This window comes from Erwinia sp. L03-1 (genome assembly GCF_058686115.1).
In genome coordinates, this window is the sequence record NZ_CM178762.1 from 2,798,242 (window position 1) to 2,814,336 (window position 16,095).

Genomic DNA, 16,095 nt, shown 5'->3' on the forward strand with positions numbered 1-16,095 from the left:
TTGGCGTAAATAGCATAAAAAAAGGCCGGGGAAAATCCCCGGCCTCTGCTGCCGTTACCCCGCTTTCGCAGAGCATTACAGCGCTATTTATTTCGCTTTCTGAATAGCCAGCGGATTCATTTTCAGCGACTGATAGTAATCAAACCAGTCATGATACTTATCCGCATTCTGCCACAGACGGTAGTGCATCCTTGACAGCGTCACCGGGTCGCTAAGCAGCGCCAGTCGACGGTCGCGATCCAGTTTAAGCGGTGACTCGCTCAGCGCCTGTTCAACGCGACGATCGCGGGCAAACTCCAGTATCTCACTTTTGAGATGACGTGAGGTTGCCATCGCGCTTGCCAGGGCATTAAACGATGGGTTAAACACCGCATGCATAAAGCCATCTTTCAGCGCACGTTCGCGATTGATCTGCACGTAGCGGTCGGTATCCAGCAGCTCTTTTGGCGGATCGTACTCTTCCGGGATAAGGAAGAGTTTCGCCCGTCGTGACGCTCTCCCGGTCGTCGAACGACTGGAAAATACTGACACAAAAGGTGAAAGGATCAGCGAGAAGACAATAGGTGCCAGCCACCACAGGAAGTTCAAATCAAGCCAGCCCATTCCTGCTGCCCAGACAATACCCAGCGCCATTTGTGAACCGTGACGTTTAAATGCCTCACTCCATGGCGTTGCATCATCATCACGCTGCGGAGAGTTCCAGACCACTTCCCAGCCGAGGAAGGCGCTGACCACGAAGACCGTGTGAAACAGCATACGCACCGGCGCCAGCAGTACCGAGAACAGCATCTCGAGGAACAGAGACGCGAAGACCCGCAGCGCACCACCGTAGGGCTTAGCGCCTTTGCACCAGATCAGCACCACGCTCAGCAGCTTGGGCAGGAACAGGAGCACCAGGGTGGTAGAGAACAGCGCAATCGCCAGCTCGGGACGCCACTGCGGCCAGACCGGGAACAGCTGTCGGGGCTGCAGGAAGTACTGCGGCTCCATCAGCGTATGCACCACCTGCAGTGCCGTCGACAGGGCGAGGAACATAAACCACAGCGGCGCAGAGAGGTAGGACATCACCCCGGTCAGGAACACGGCGCGGTGAACCGGATGCATGCCCCTGACCAGGAACAGTCGGAAGTTCATCAGGTTACCGTGACACCAGCGGCGGTCACGCTTCAGCTCATCCAGCAGGTTAGGCGGCAGCTCCTCGTATGAGCCAGGCAGATCGTAGGCAATCCAGACGCCCCAGCCTGCACGGCGCATCAGCGCGGCTTCCACAAAGTCATGCGACAGAATGGATCCTGCAAACGAGCCTTCCCCCGGCAGAGGTGCCAGCGCGCAGTGTTCAATAAAGGGCTTCACGCGGATGATGGCGTTGTGTCCCCAGTAGTGAGACTCCCCCAGCTGCCAGAAATGCAGACCGGCGGTGAACAGCGGCCCATAAACTCGGGTAGCAAACTGCTGGCAGCGTGCATACAGCGTGTCCATACCGGATGCCTTTGGCGATGACTGGATAATCCCCGCATTGGGGTTCGCTTCCATCATACGCACCAGGCCGGTCAGACACTCACCGCTCATCACGCTGTCCGCATCAAGAACAACCATATAGCTGTACTGGCTGCCCCAGCGGCGGCAGAAGTCATCGATGTTGCCGCTCTTACGCTTGACGCGGCGACGGCGACGGCGATAGAAAATACGCCCTTCGCCACCCACATCGCGCACCAGCTCCATCCACGCCTTCTGCTCGGCAAGGGCGATATCCGGGTTATAGCTGTCACTCAGAATATAGACATCAAAGTTCTGCTGCTCCCCGGTTCTCACTACCGACTCCCAGGTCGCGCGCAGCCCGGCAAAGACGCGTTCCACGTCTTCATTACAGATAGGCATAATTAGCGCGGTACGGTGCGCCGGATCGATCGCCTCATCCCCCACCGTTCCGTAGGAGATACTGTATTTGTCCTTGCCGATCAGCAGTTGCAGGAAGCCCATCAGAGCCGTCCAGAATCCTGCCGACACCCAGCAGAACAGCACGGCGAACAGGAACAGTATCCCGGTTTGTAGCACGTACGGCAGGATTTGCAGCAGCGACTGCTGCCAGTTCTGGTTGATCATATCCATAGGATCGATCAGCGCCCAGCCCTGGTACGGCAGAATGGTTTTCATGTACCAGGTAGCGACGACCGTCTGCGCGATGGTGAGGATCAGCAGAATATAGCGGCGGATTGAGCCAACATGTCGCCACTTCTCTTCCGACCTTCTCTCTTCCGCACTGGTAAAGCGAGGAACGGTTTTACGGCCACGCAGCGAATCCCATGCGCGCGCAACCGGGTTGGTGCGCCAGGCTTCCGGATACATAGAGGAGCGCGTATGGGGAGGCATCGCCTTCAGCGTAGTGCGATCCAGTGCATCCTTATCGAACTGCTCACCCTGTTCGCCCACGGAGTCCGGCCAGGTGTGATCAATACGCGTGCGAACCGACGACAGGGGCGCGTCGTCAGGACGGGAAGCCAGGGGCTCGCCCTCAGCCAGATTCTGGTGCAGCTGGCTAAAGGCGTCATCCCCCTGGAGTGGCAGCGATTCACGCAGCTCACCCTTTCGCTCCGGCGAAAGGGGCAGCGCATCGATATACTCGGTAGGTATAACAGTAGACTTATTCATTGGCAGGCAACTGATAGCTCCAGGTTTCCGTCAGCGTTTTGTCGCCGTTAAGCAGCGCCGCACGCATTTCCGTAGGCTGTTTATTATCTTTGACGCGGATACGCATCAGCAGACGCCAGCCTTTGGTGACCGGGTTATAGCGTACGCTGTTTTCCACCAGCTCACCGTTGTTACCGATGCTCACCTGGGGCGTAACCGGCGTATTTTCCGGCATCTTGCTCATATCCTGACCGGTAAAGTCAACGATAAAGGCCAGGGTGCCGTCGGGCTGGCGAACCAGATTAGACTGTTTCACGTCGCCGGTGGAGCGCAGCGTATCATTTACATAGGCAGTATCCGGCGAATGCAGCTGGCTTTCGTCGCGGGTGAAGTGCAGACGATAGTTGAAGCTCATTGCTTTGCCCGGTTCCGGCAGCTGTTCCGGCGTCCAGAAGGCAACGATATTGTCATTGGTTTCGTCAGCAGTAGGGATCTCCACCAGCTCAATGTGCCCTTTACCCCAGTCGCCCTGCGGTTCAATCCAGCCGCTCGGGCGGAGATCGTAACGATCGTCCAGATCCTGATACTGGTTGAAGTCGCGCCCGCGCTGAAGCAGACCGAAGCCTTTTGGACTCTCAACGGTGAAGGTGCTTACCGCCAGATGTTTCGGGTTATTCAGTGGACGCCAGATCCACTCGCCGTTTCCGGCGTGAATGGACAGACCGTTGGAGTCATGCAGCTGGGGACGATAGTTAACCATCGGCGACGGCTGATTAGGTCCGAACAGGAACATGCTGGTCAGCGGGGCAACGCCCAGCTTGCCCACTTTATCGCGCAGGTAGACCTTAGACTGAACGTCTACGGTGCTCTCTTTACCCGGTGTAATCAGGAAGCGATAGGCCCCGGTCGCGCGGGGAGAGTCAAGCAGCGCGTAAATAACCAGATGCTTGTCGGACGGCTTAGGCCGTTCGATCCAGAACGATTTGAATCGCGGGAACTCTTCGCCCGAGGGCAGCGCCGTATCAATGGCCAGCCCGCGCGAGGAGAGTCCATAAACCTGGCCCGCACCAATCACACGGAAGTAGCTGGCACCGAGGAAGCTGGTGATTTCGTCATCTTTTTTGTTTTTGCTGTTAAGCGGGTACAACACTTTGAATCCAGCAAAACCAAGGTTTTTGACCGTATCAGGATCGTGCTTAACGTTGCCGAAGTTAAAGTAATCAGGCGAATATTTGATCTGGCGAACCGAAGAGGCAATCACCTCATTGATCTGTACCGGCGTATCGAAATACATGCCCTGGTGATAGAATTCCAGCTTAAATGGCGTCTTTAATTTACCCCAGTAGGCTTTATCCCGGTTGAACTGAATCTGTTGATAATCAGCATATTTCATTTCGCGCAGCTGAGAAGGCAGATTGCTTTTTGGGGCTTCATACCCTTTTCCTGCCAGCTCTTTTGCCTGTTTTGCCACATCATCAATGCTGAAAGCCCAGCTTGAGCTGGCATACATTGATAATAAGACCGCAGCGCCAAGTAAGCGCAATGTCATCTGTTGTGGCTTACTTTTCATTTTAATCAGCACATCCCCCCCTTTCGAGTACCAAAATTAATTCCATCCATCTTAATGGATAATTCAGCATTCCGACAGCCTGACACCACTTTTAGTTCCCCGGTATTGGCGGCGTTAGCGCCCTATTCTCAAGTGCTTAGCGGATACAGAATCCCCTGATAGTATACCCATGAACGTTCAACTAAAGTAAGCGATAAGCTTTAGCGTGGTTCAGGGCGAACTACTGCATTAATTTGTTGATTTTTGGATGAATATGACTAGAAAAACGCAGCAAAGAGAGTACTTCCTCGATTCTATCAGGGCATGGTTGATGCTGCTTGGCGTCCCCTTTCACGTTTCACTGATCTATTCGACCCAGTCATGGTCGGTCAATAGTGCGACCCCCTCCGAATGGCTGACCCTTTTTAATGACTTTATTCATGCCTTCCGTATGCAGGTTTTCTTCGTCATTTCCGGCTATTTTTCCTATATGCTGTTTCTGCGATACACGCCGCAGCACTGGCTTAAGGTCCGCCTTGAGCGCGTTGGCATCCCGATGCTCGCCGCTGTCCCGTTGCTGACGCTTCCCCAGTTTTTTATGATCAAAGCCTGGACCACTAAAATTGGTGACTGGCATAACCTTTCGCTGTATGAAAAGTTTAATGCCCTGACATGGGATTTGATCTCCCACCTCTGGTTCCTGCTGGTGCTGGTAGTACTGACCACGGCGGGTGTCTGGATGTTTAAGTGGCTGCGGGACAGCAGGCCCGCAAAAACAGATTATTCTGACCTGACATGGGGGAAATTAAGCCTGGCGATCCTGCTTTGCAGCCTGGCCTGGGGCGCGATTCGCCGTCTGTTGTTTCATTTTGAACCGCAGCTGCTCGGGAATGGATTCTTTAACTATGCCGTCATGCAATCGCTGTTCTTCCTGCCTTTCTTTGTCCTGGGCGCAATGGCCTGGAAATATCCGGCGATTAAAGCGCTGTGCGTGCGCCCGGTGCCCTGGACATTTATTGGATCGCTGCTGGCCTTTATTGCCTACGTGGCTAACCAGACCTACAGCAAGGGCGACGGCTGGCTGTATGAAATTGATGCGGTTGTATCCATGATGATGGGCCTGTGGATGGTTAACGTAGTGTTCTCTCTGGGACATCGTCTGTTAAATTCTCATTCGCCCCGGGTGACCTACCTGGTGAATGCTTCCCTGTTTATTTATCTGGTGCACCATCCGCTGACTATTCTGTACGGCATCTTCTTTGTGCCCGAGATCGGCAACAATACCCTCGGCTTTTTTGCCGGGCTGGTATTTGTATTTGGCATTGCCTTTATCCTGTATGAAATCCATTTACGTATTCCGGTTCTGCGCTTTCTCTTCTCCGGGAAGCCGCAGCGGTAGCGCCCCGCAGGGCGCTACCTGGCTTAGAGCAGCCACTCAATCGGCAGCCGCCAGACCAGGCGCACCAGCAGCCTTTGGATGAAGCGGGTACGGGGTTCGTGCTTATGTACCCGCTCTTTATCCCCTTCTCCGGGATACTCTACCCAGTTAACCCGCCCCCACTTATCCAGCCGCAGGGTCCAGGCGCGATCGCGCATGCTGCTGATAAATCGCTCATGAACGCTGGTCGCCAGCGTTGCACTTTCAATCACCAGCCCCATTTCGGTGTTCAGCATCGCCGAACGCGGATCGAAGTTAAATGAGCCGATAAAGACTTTTTCATTGTCCACGCTGAAGGTTTTGGCATGCAGGCTGGCACCGGAATTACCGGTTAGCCCGCGATCGTGGCTCGGCTCGCGCGTGTCGCTATGGGGCTTGAGCTCATAGAGCGCAATACCGTGCCGCAGCAGCTTTTTACGCCATTTGGCATAGCCCGCATGGACGACGGAGACGTCGTTTGCCGCCAGCGAATTGGTGAGAATGGCAATTTTCACCCCCTGGCGCACCAGCGACAGAAGCTGGGCAACACCCGCCCGGGTCGGCACAAAGTAAGCCGAAATGATATCGAACTGCACCTGCGGTTTGCCAATCACCTCTAGCATCCGTTGAGGCAGCAGCGTGCTGGCTTTCGCACGTCCCAGCCCCTTGCGCGGGTCGTCGCTCAGCAGTCGCGTTTTAGCCCAGGTAAGCGGCAGCGTACCACTCTCAAGCTGAGTCACAAATGTCGACGCGTTGACCTTATTCAGGTAGCGCATCACCTTAGGATCGTTGCGCCACATATCCGGCAGCTGGACGTCTTCTCGCCCGTGCCCCTCTTTACGCTTAACCACTGCATTCAGAGGTTCAACGGCCCTGCTCTGCCAGTAGCGTTCGAAATCCTTCGTGACCTCTTTGACCACCGGCCCGATGGTCAGTACGTCAAGATCGGAAAAGAGCGGCTCGTCACCCGTACCAAAGTACTCATCACCGATATTGCGACCGCCGACAATCGTCGCCTGCCGATCGACCGTAAAGCTTTTATTGTGCATTCTGCGGTTCAGACGGGCGAAATCGCTGAGGTAGCCCAGCGCCCTGAGCGTCCGAAAAGAGAAGGGATTGAACAGCCTGACCGCGATGTTAGGATGGCGAGCCAGCTCGCTCAGCGTGTCGTCCAGCCCCATGGTATTATTGTCATCCAGCAGCAGGCGCACCTTAACACCGCGATCCGCCGCGTCCAGTACCGCACTGAACAACAGCCTGCCTGACATATCGTTCTGCCAGATGTAGTACTGAATATCCAGACTGTATTCCGCCATCGTCGTTAACAAATAGCGCGCGGCGAACGCGTCCAGTCCCTCTTCCAGCGGATGAATACCGCTATGGTCAGGGTGCATATCCACCCGCGGGGAGACGGCGCGCGTCAGTCGCGACGGTATACCCGGGGTTGCATCCTCATCCAGCGTAAAAGCTTCGGCCATGCGTTATCCTCAGATCATCAGCGTAAGCGCTCTATTCTAGCGGTTTTATTAATAGCGCAGCGGCCTAAATGTGATGCGACTGTTCTGATTAAATGCGGTGACCCCGGATAGGCTAAACTTAGCGCAGAGAGTTGCGTCAGGTTAATGGAGTGAGGAACGCGCATGAAAACCGGAATGCTTGATGTGTCACGCCAGCCCCACAGCCCAACACTGTTTAAAAGTTTCTTTCAGGGAAGCTTTGCCTGCTCCACCGCCCGTCGTGCCGAAGGCAAACGCTTCGATCTGGTGATCAATAGCGGTCACGATACGCTGCTGGAAAAAGACTATGCCCTGCTGGCAGCGGAAAAACTGCTTACCGCCCGCGACGGCGCACGCTGGTATCTGATTGAAGAGACGCCGGGTGAGTATGACTGGTCAACATTTTTGCCCATGTTGCACGCTGCCGAAAATCAGGGGCTGGAAATGATCTGGGAGCTGGCCCATTTCGGCTGGCCATCCCATCTGGATATCTGGCAGCCTGCCTTTGTTGACCGCTTTGCCGCGTTTGCCCGGGCAATGGCTCACGTCATGCAGCAGGAAGGTTATACCCACCCTTTTATTACGCCGATGAATCAGATCTCCTTCTGGTCCTGGGCCGGCGCTGACGCAGCCCTGTTTAACCCCGGTGTGACCGGGCGCGGGCGCGAGCTAAAGCAGCAGTTGGTCAGAGCCTCCCTCGCCGCAATGCGGGCCATCCGGGACGTGCTGCCCGGCGCACGCTTTGTATTAACCGACCCGCTGGTGAACGTTGCCCCCGCAGAGGATACCGCGGCTTCCCGCCAGACAGCCTTAAGGCAACACGAAGCACAGTTTGAGGCATGGGATATGCTGAGCGGTCGGGTGCAGCCGGAATTAGGCGGGGAAGCGTCGCTGCTGGATATCGTGGGTTTGAACTATTATCCGGATAACCAGTGGCGGGTGGACGGTACCCCCATAGCACCGCCGCACCCTGACTATCGCGATTTGTCCAGCCTGCTTCAGGAGGTCTGGCAGCGCTATCAGCGCCCGATGCTGATTGCCGAGACCGGTGCGGAGGGTGATAAATGCGCCCCCTGGTTTACCGGGGTGATGGAACAGGTCGGGATAGCAATGGAGCGCGGCGTACAGATAGAAGGTGTTTCCGTTTATCCGGTGGTGGCTTATCCGGCCTGGGCTGACAGCCGTCGTTCGCCTGACGGGTTGTTTGGCCTGCCGGATGCGAACGGCACCCGACCGGTTTTTGAGTCCTATGCACTGGCAGTACGCAGTCAGCAGATCAAATTAAAAAGTGCGAATCAGCCGGAGTGAGGCGGCATGGCGTAGCATGACTGGGGCAAAATGGTATCGTCAGAGGGATGACGCGCGTCCGACAGCAGGGTCAGGGTGAACAGAACCATAACCGCAATCAGGCAGGCCGACAGTAACCCCACCAGCGCCAGAAGTTTATCCTCTCTGGATCCCATATTATGCATACTCCGTGCGGACCGTGGCCGGTTAATTATTACATCATTAGCAGGGTAAGGATCAGGACAAAGATTATAAGGGTAACGGAAGTGACTGCAAGTACCACTATGGCAAAATGAGCATCGTCCAGCCGGAAACGCGGTTCTTTTTCGGGTTCATATTCAGGATGTTCATTCATAAGCGGGTATTATCTGCTGCCCAGCCTGCGCTGTAAAGGATGGGCGACACGCGATCGCCCTCACCCGTCAGTGCGCCTTTATTTCTACCAGCAAAACTCATGGCCATTTTTGCCTTATAGTTATTGATGCAACTCTGACCGTTTAATCCTCTGATGGAGAGCAAATATGAGTACAACGCTATTCAGTAAAACACCCTCGGTCGCAGTATTTGATAACCGTGCGCTGACCGTTCGCAACATCGCTTATCACCGCCATCCCGACGCACCGTCGTTAACGGATGAGCGTATCTCCCATTATCAGTATCATCCACGCGGCTTTATGACGCAGAGCGCAGACCCGCGCCTGTCTAAAGCCAGCCTGGTAAATCTTACCTGTGTGACAGATCTGACCGGCAATGTCCTGCACACGCAGAGCGTTGATGCCGGGATCGCGGTTACCCTGCATGATACCGCCGGGCGCCCTTTCCGGGCAGTAACCAACATCAACGCTGATGAGGGCATCAGGGATGAAAGCCAGACCTTAATCCGCACCTGGCAGTATGAGCATCATTCGCTGGCGGGACGCCTGCTCAGCACGACTGAACAGGTGGGCCAGGCCGTGCGCATTACGGATCGTTTTATCTGGTCTGGTCGCTCAAAAGAGGAGAAAGCCTTTAATCTCACGGGTCAGTGCGTCAGCCATTACGACACCGCCGGCCTGATTCAGACAAGCAGTATCGCCCTGAGCGGCGGGTCGCTCTCGGTGACCCGGTAGTTGCTTAAGGACATGGATAACGAAGAGATCGTTGTTAACTGGGAGGGGGACGCTATTTCTGCCTGGGACGACCGGCTGGACGACAGGTCGTATACCACTCTGACCCGCGTGGATGCTACAGGCTCGACACTCATCGCCACCGACGCCAGCGGCAATCAGCAGCGTGTCGTCTACGACGTATCCGGCCTGCTTTCAGGCAGCTGGCTGACAATCAGGAACGAGCCGGAGCAGGTGGTTGTTAAATCTCTGACCTGGTCTGCTGCCGGGCAGAAGCTGCGTGAAGAGCATGGCAATGGCGTTGTGACGCTCTACCACTACGAGCCGGAAACACAACGCCTGACAGGTATCAAAACTGAGCGCCCCGCCGGGCATCACGCAGGGCGAAAAGTGTTGCAGGACCTGCGTTATCAGTACGATCCGGTAGGCAATGTGCTAAGTATCCGTAACGATGCAGAAGAAACCCGCTTCTGGCGCAATCAGAAAGTGGTGCCGGAGAATACCTGTCGCTATGACAGCCTGTACCAACTGGTCAGCGCCACCGGGCGCGAAATGGCTAATATGCAACAGAACACTGGCTCTTCCGCTACCATCATCCCCCTCCCCACCGACAGTTCAGCCTTTACGCCTTATACCCGATCTTATCAGTACGATAATGCCGGAAACCTGACGCAAATACGGCACGCTGCGCCTGCCACCTCAAATACCTATACCACTGACGTTACCATCAGCAATCGTAGCAACCGTGGCGTCTTAAGCGCACTGACGACGAACCCGACCATAGTAGACTCCCTGTTTACGGCGGCTGGCCAGCAAAAACAGTTACAGCCTGGACAAATGCTGGACTGGACACCCCGGGGCGAGCTGCGAAAAGTGATGCCCATAGTCCGTGACGCTGGGGCAAATGACAGTGAAATGTACCGCTATGACAGTACCAGCCAGCGTCTGCTCAAGGTGACCAGACAGCAAACGGGCAACAGCACGCAAAAACAGCAGGTTATTTACCTGCCAGGGCTGGAGCTGCGTACCCGCTCAACGGGCAGTTCGTTAACGGAAAATCTGCAGGTCATTACTCTGGATGCGTCGGGGGGGGCACAGCTGCGCATACTGCACTGGGAGAGCGGCAAGCCAGACGGTATTGGTAATAATATGGCGCGATGGAGTTACGACAATCTTTCAGGGAGCAGCGCTCTGGAAGTGGACGATGACGGCAATGTTATTAGCCTTGAGGAATACTATCCCTTTGGCGGTACAGCCTTATGGACAGCCCGTAGCCAGACAGAATCTCACTATAAAACCATCAGATTTGCGGGCAAAGAGCGCGATGCTACGGGGTTATATTACTATGGCTACCGTTACTATCAGCCCTGGGCGGCGCGCTGGCTGAGTTCGGATCCGGCAGGCACGGTGGATGGCCTCAACCTGTTTCGGATGGTCAGGAATAACCCACTTTCTTACAGTGATTCCGACGGAAGAATGCCTTTTTTTTCCGGCAAAAAATCCTCATTGCGACAGAATATCAATAAAGAAGTCCAGGCAGAGATTTCCGCGCATGAGTATGCTGACATTCCAAAATCCATTCATATGATCTGGATTGGCACCAACAAAATATCGGATAAGAATGTCGAGCTTTCGCTTAATACTGCCAGTATGAACCCGGATTATAAAACGCAACTTATCTATGACAGCGGTATTGAGGGTTACAATGGAGCAAGCGCTGATTTAGTTGAAAGATTTCGCGGAAGTAACGTTAATGTTACCGACCTCAGAACATTACCTTCATTTTCAGCAATACAGTCTCACCCTGCTTTTAAGTATTATACTAATACCACCCGCGAAAAAAAATATGCACAGGCAAGCGATCTGTTACGCCTGTTAGTATTAAAACACGAAGGTGGGATATATAAGGATGTCGACGATACGCAGCGAGCGCCGTTTGGCGATTTGTCTCTCTATGGCGGGATAGGCTTTAAAGAAGAATATATCGCCAAAGAAGGAGAAAAAGAGCAGGCAGTGCCCAATACCCCTATTGGCGCAACCCGGGAGAACAGGGTAATTAACCGGACACTGGATATGGCAGTGGAAAATTATCAGCGGGGTGAAACTAACGTATTTAAACTTGCCGGTCCTGATGTATTTACCGAGGCGCTTTACAGCACAATCAAGCTGTCAAATACCCAGGCGGTTATTGACTGGGATAAGAAAGCAGTTGCGACGTTAAAAACCCTACCAGATAAAATTTTAAGGCGAAAAACTCAAGGCTTTAGCGATGAACAATACGGCCAGCTTCTCCACCCCAGGCAGAACATGCTTAGCCTCGGAAGGCAGGTTATCAATGGTTCAGATCACTCATGGAAATAATCATTTATATGACCGACGGTGTTTAACTTCAGCCTGAATAACCTCACAGGGACGACCATTTCGTCGTCCCTGTGCATCACTACGCCTCCTTCCAGCCGCCCCCCAGCGCCCGGTAGAGATCAATCTGCGCCTGGAGAAGGTTATTTTTTACCTGTACAAGGTTGAGCTGGGTGCTGTAAAGCGTTCGCTGGGCATCCAGTTCATCCAGATAGGATGCATAGCCATTCTGATAGCGATTGCTGGCAATACGCAGCGCTTCACTCACTACCTGCGCCTGCTTTTGCAGCTCCACCAGCTGCTGCTGGTAGCGTTCAATCGCGTCGAGATCGTTGTTAACTTCACTAAAGGCATTACGCACCACCTTTTCATAGCTGTACAACGCCTGATTGCGGCTGGCCATGGACACATCCACCTGCGCCGTTAGCGCTTCGCGGTTGAGTATCGGGGCCAGCACGCTGCCGCCAATGCTCCATAACCTGAAGGGGTTATCCAGCAGCTGGTGGAGTGCAGAACTCTGCATCGTACCGGATGCGGTCAGGTTCAGCGAAGGCAGCAGCCGCGCGCGGGATGCCGCAAGGGAGCTATCCGCCGCCAGCAGCAGCCTCTCAGCCTGGACGATATCCGGGCGACGCTGTAACAGCTCTGATGGGAGCAACGAAGGCAGCATCTGCGGGGCAACCTGCTCAAACTCACGTCGCCGGGCAATTTCGCGGGGGTTCATGCCCACCAGAATACTCAGCGCATTTTCCTGCTGGGCGATTTGATGCTGTAGCACCGGGATCTGTGCTTTCGCCGTCTGATACTCCGACGCGGACTGCACCCACTCCAGCTTTGAGGTGTAGCCTGTCTCATATTGCCGCTGGGCGAGCTTAAGCGAGTTAGCGCGTGAAGCCAGCGTGGATTCTGTCACCCTTAGCTGCTCGTCCAGTGCAACCAGCGTCATATAGCCTGAGGCCACTGAACTGGCCACCGTCAGCTCGGCGGCCGAGGCGGCGGCCTGCTGAGCGGCAAGTGAGGCGGTGGCGGCGTCAATGCTGCTGCTGCGTGCGCCCCAGATATCAACATCATAGCTGGCCTGCAACAGACCCTGAAAAACGGCATACTCATAAGGCTGTCCGCTTACCGAGGAGAGCGCGCGAGCATGGGTGGCACTGACGCCAGCGTTGAGCGTGGGAAGATTATCGCCCTCAGCCCCGCGCAGCTGGGCACGATATTGCTCGACGCGGGATCGCGCCGTCAGGATATCCAGGTTGTTGCGCAGTGCCTGGCTAACCAGCCGGTTGAGATTGTCGTCGTTAAAGTTGCGCCACCAGCCCGCTTCCACTGGCGATGAGGGCCCCACCTGGTTACGCCACTGCTGAGGGATGGGGAGCGCCCCGGGCGCCTTTTCGACCTGCGTTGCACATCCGGTCAGGGCTGTAACCACCAGCATCAGCGGCAGCGATAGCTTCCAGCGCATCATTTCTTCTCCTGAGAGGACGACGACGCAGAGGTGTCAATGCTCACTTCGACGGACATGCCCGGACGTAAATGCCCGGCGTTATCACTGGTGATATTGATACGCACCGGGATGCGCTGGGCAATTTTGACAAAGTTCCCCGTGGCATTGTCGGGTGAAATGGCGCTAAATTCCGAGCCTGCCGCCGGGGAGATATATTCCACTTTACCCTGGAATTTCTCACCATCGAGCGCATCGACGGTAAAGGTGACCGGCAGGCCGGGCTGGATACGGGCCATCTGGGTTTCCTTCATGTTTGCCACTACCCACATCTGCTCCGGAACCAGCGACGTCAGACGCGTGCCGGCGGTAACGTAGGCACCCTGACGGACGGCAATCTGGCCCAGCTGCCCGTCGCGGGGGGCAATAATGCGCGTGTTATCCAGATCGATCTGCGCCAGCTCCAGTGCAGCCTCCGCGCTGGCCACATCGGCCTCCAGTGACGCGCGATTAACAATGGCGGTTTGCAGATCCTGACGGGAGACATCCAGCGTGGCCTGCGTCTGCTGCACGTCGGCCAGTGTCTGACTGTTGCTGGCGCGGGACGCATCCCGTTCACGAATCGACAGCGAACCGTCCGACACCAGATTCTCCACGCGCTTCAAGTCCAGCGCGCTTTTCACCGCCTGTGCCCTGGCGTTGGCCAGCATCGCTTTATTGCGCTCAATCACCGCTTCAGCGCTGCGACGCTGTTGGATATTGTTTGCCAGAGCGGCTTTTTTCATCGCCACCTGCGCCTGCGCCTGGTGAACCCGTTGTTTATAGATACGATCGTCAATGGTCATAATCACATCGCCCCGGTGCACCGGCTGATAGTCCAGCACATTCACGGCGGTAATATAGCCATTCACCTGAGGGCTGATAAACGTCACCTGACCACGAACGTAAGCGTTTTCCGTCGACTGGATCTGACTGGTGAAGGGAGGAAGCTGCCACGCATAGAGGATAACCAGTACGCCAACAATCGCAATCCCAGCGCCGAAGGCGATGGATAATATACGCAGCTTATTATTTCTTTCTCGTTCCGAAAGCGGGTTCTGTTCCTGCTGACTCATTCTTTCCCCGGACTGATTGAAGTGGTAGGTGATAGCATTGCCCGACGTTCGGCTTCCGCCTCACGTTTTGCCTGTTGCCAGTTAAGGTAACGCTGACGGGACAGTCGCCAAAGCACCCAAATCAGGGTGACGAATGCCATACCAGCGGTAAGCAGATAAGTATCGTTATAGGCCAGCACGTTAGCCTGCACGGTGGCAACGCTCTGAAGCTGCGTGGTGCTCTGAGCGGCCAGCAGTGCGCTATCGCTAATCTGGCTGCTAAACAGGCCGGTATACTGGCTCAGCCGTTCGGTGACGTTTGGATCGAGCGTCGACAGCTGGTCACCCAGCAGGCTGGAGTGAAACTTCTCACGCCAGGTCTGAAACGTCCCAAGGATCGCAGAGCCCATCAATCCGCCGAGGTTCTGACTCATGCCGAAGAGGACCACCAGACTCACCAGGTTTTTAGGCTGCGTGACCACGCTGCCGATATTCATCAGTAGCGCAGGTGCAATGAAGAAGGTGCTGCTGAATCCCAGCAAAAACTGGCTGAAATACATATTGTTCGCGCGCGTCAGCGGGCTGGACTGCGCATCCATCAGCGATGCCACAATAATCAGCAACAGAGAGACAACAATAGGCCAGCTCAGGTGCTTAACATTAATAGTCAGTGCGCTGATTACGATGCCAGCGACTACGCCAGCCAGAATCGCCAGCGCCAGTCCATGCATCTGATCGTTGAGTAGCCCCATCTGTTGCAGATAGCCAATCGCGCCCGTGTTCTGCTCCGCCAGCGTGACGCGCAGCATTATCATCACAATACCCAGTCGTATTATTGATCCGGTGCGCAGCCAGCGGGTATTGATCAACGGATTGCTGCGGTTATGTTCCAGCACAATGGCGGCTATGACCAGTACCAGCCCGAGAGCCAGACAGATCCCCAGCCAGGACGTACTGGTCCACCACTCTACCCGGCCGAGTGACAGCACCGCGCAAAACAGCGCCATTCCCGGTGCCATCAGCAGGAAGGTCAGGAAATCCTTTTTCTCGAAAACCTTCATCCGTTCGCCGGGCGGCAGCTTAAGTATCAGTACCGCTCCCAGACAGATCATTGCCAGGCCGAGTTCAAACAGGTAAAGCCCCCGCCACTCCTCCAGCTGTAGCAGCTCGTCTGAAAAGAGCCTGGCAAGCGGAATGGCCAGCTGTGACGCGCCGATGCCGATGGTCATCGCCTTAAGCCGATGCTTAGCGGGCCAGGCCTGAATCTGATAATAGATACCCAGGGAACTGAGGGCGGCGCCCACCATTCCATGCGCGGTGCGCACCACGATGGCGGAACTTAAATCGTTTACCAGCAAATGGAAAAAAGAGACCAGCACGTACAGCACCAGGAATGCCTCAGTAAAGGCACGCAGTCCAAACTGCTGGCGAAACTTTACCAGCAGCAGGTTGATGGAGATATTTCCCATCACATATACCGCCGGAAGCCAGGCGATTTCATTACTGTACGCGCCGAACACGCCCTGCAGATTGGTTAAATTGGCGGTCACCAGCGCATTGCTCAGCGCGCCGGTGACCGAGATCAGCAGGCCGATAATCCCGAAGGCGATACGCCTGTGAGTGGGATGCAGCGGCGTGGAGGGCGATCCCGGCAGGGTCGGTTTTTCGCCGGGTGCCCACTCCCGTGGGGCGAAGGGGTCATGGGAAGTGCCACGCATA

General features: G+C 55.3%; 10 protein-coding genes and 2 pseudogenes. 5 read left to right on the forward strand and 7 right to left on the reverse strand.

The features are described 5' to 3' along the window. Positions 1–87: 87 nt before the first annotated feature. On the reverse strand, positions 88–2,649 hold the full coding sequence (gene mdoH, locus AC4PCC_RS12925; protein WP_492124789.1) for a glucans biosynthesis glucosyltransferase MdoH: 2,562 nt from the start codon (positions 2,647–2,649) through the stop codon (positions 88–90). Then, positions 2,642–4,177 (reverse strand): glucan biosynthesis protein G, encoded by a 1,536-nt coding sequence (locus AC4PCC_RS12930; protein WP_492127519.1) that lies wholly within the window; start codon positions 4,175–4,177, stop codon positions 2,642–2,644. The genes mdoH and AC4PCC_RS12930 overlap by 8 nt, the downstream gene beginning before the upstream one ends. Positions 4,178–4,451: 274 nt before the next feature. Between AC4PCC_RS12930 and mdoC the strand changes: the two genes are divergently transcribed. After that, the gene (gene mdoC, locus AC4PCC_RS12935; RefSeq protein ID WP_492124790.1) at positions 4,452–5,576 is read left to right on the forward strand and encodes a glucans biosynthesis protein MdoC; all 1,125 of its coding nucleotides are present in this window, start codon (positions 4,452–4,454) and stop codon (positions 5,574–5,576) included. A gap of 23 nt (positions 5,577–5,599) precedes the next feature. On the opposite strand, the gene AC4PCC_RS12940 is transcribed toward mdoC, so the two are convergent. Then, complete coding sequence (locus AC4PCC_RS12940) at positions 5,600–7,072, reverse strand: phospholipase D family protein (protein ID WP_492124791.1); 1,473 nt, start codon at positions 7,070–7,072, stop codon at positions 5,600–5,602. A gap of 162 nt (positions 7,073–7,234) precedes the next feature. Here AC4PCC_RS12940 and AC4PCC_RS12945 point away from each other — a divergent pair, with 162 nt between their 5' ends. Further along, positions 7,235–8,398, forward strand: a complete 1,164-nt coding sequence (locus AC4PCC_RS12945) for a beta-glucosidase (protein ID WP_492124792.1) — start codon at positions 7,235–7,237, stop codon at positions 8,396–8,398. Here the strand turns inward: AC4PCC_RS12945 and AC4PCC_RS12950 are convergent. Next, positions 8,386–8,553: a hypothetical protein gene (locus tag AC4PCC_RS12950; protein ID WP_492124793.1), complete on the reverse strand. Its 168-nt coding sequence runs from the start codon at positions 8,551–8,553 to the stop codon at positions 8,386–8,388. The two genes, AC4PCC_RS12945 and AC4PCC_RS12950, sit on opposite strands and share 13 nt — an antisense overlap. 345 nt (positions 8,554–8,898) lie before the next feature. Between AC4PCC_RS12950 and AC4PCC_RS12955 the strand changes: the two genes are divergently transcribed. The 3 genes and pseudogenes from AC4PCC_RS12955 to AC4PCC_RS12965 all read left to right on the forward strand — a co-directional run. Beyond that, positions 8,899–9,486 carry a hypothetical protein gene (locus AC4PCC_RS12955; RefSeq protein ID WP_492124794.1) on the forward strand — a complete coding sequence of 196 codons (588 nt, stop codon included), beginning with the start codon at positions 8,899–8,901 and terminating at the stop codon, positions 9,484–9,486. Further along, positions 9,487–10,956, forward strand: a pseudogene (locus AC4PCC_RS12960) (RHS repeat-associated core domain-containing protein); the annotation flags it as partial. A 183-nt stretch (positions 10,957–11,139) separates the two neighbouring features. Continuing rightward, a pseudogene (locus tag AC4PCC_RS12965) lies at positions 11,140–11,844 on the forward strand (glycosyltransferase); the annotation flags it as partial. Positions 11,845–11,923: 79 nt separating this feature from the next. Here the strand turns inward: AC4PCC_RS12965 and AC4PCC_RS12970 are convergent. The 3 genes from AC4PCC_RS12970 to AC4PCC_RS12980 are packed head-to-tail and all read right to left on the reverse strand — an operon-like array spanning position 11,924 to position 16,094. Further along, the gene (locus tag AC4PCC_RS12970; protein WP_492124795.1) at positions 11,924–13,306 is read right to left on the reverse strand and encodes an efflux transporter outer membrane subunit; all 1,383 of its coding nucleotides are present in this window, start codon (positions 13,304–13,306) and stop codon (positions 11,924–11,926) included. Beyond that, positions 13,303–14,397 carry an HlyD family secretion protein gene (locus AC4PCC_RS12975; RefSeq protein ID WP_492124796.1) on the reverse strand — a complete coding sequence of 365 codons (1,095 nt, stop codon included), beginning with the start codon at positions 14,395–14,397 and terminating at the stop codon, positions 13,303–13,305. Before AC4PCC_RS12975 ends, AC4PCC_RS12970 begins: the two co-directional genes overlap by 4 nt. After that, a complete protein-coding gene (locus AC4PCC_RS12980; protein WP_492124797.1) occupies positions 14,394–16,094 on the reverse strand; it encodes an MFS transporter in 1,701 nt (566 codons plus the stop codon). Before AC4PCC_RS12980 ends, AC4PCC_RS12975 begins: the two co-directional genes overlap by 4 nt. Between the last annotated feature and the right edge of the window lies 1 nt (position 16,095).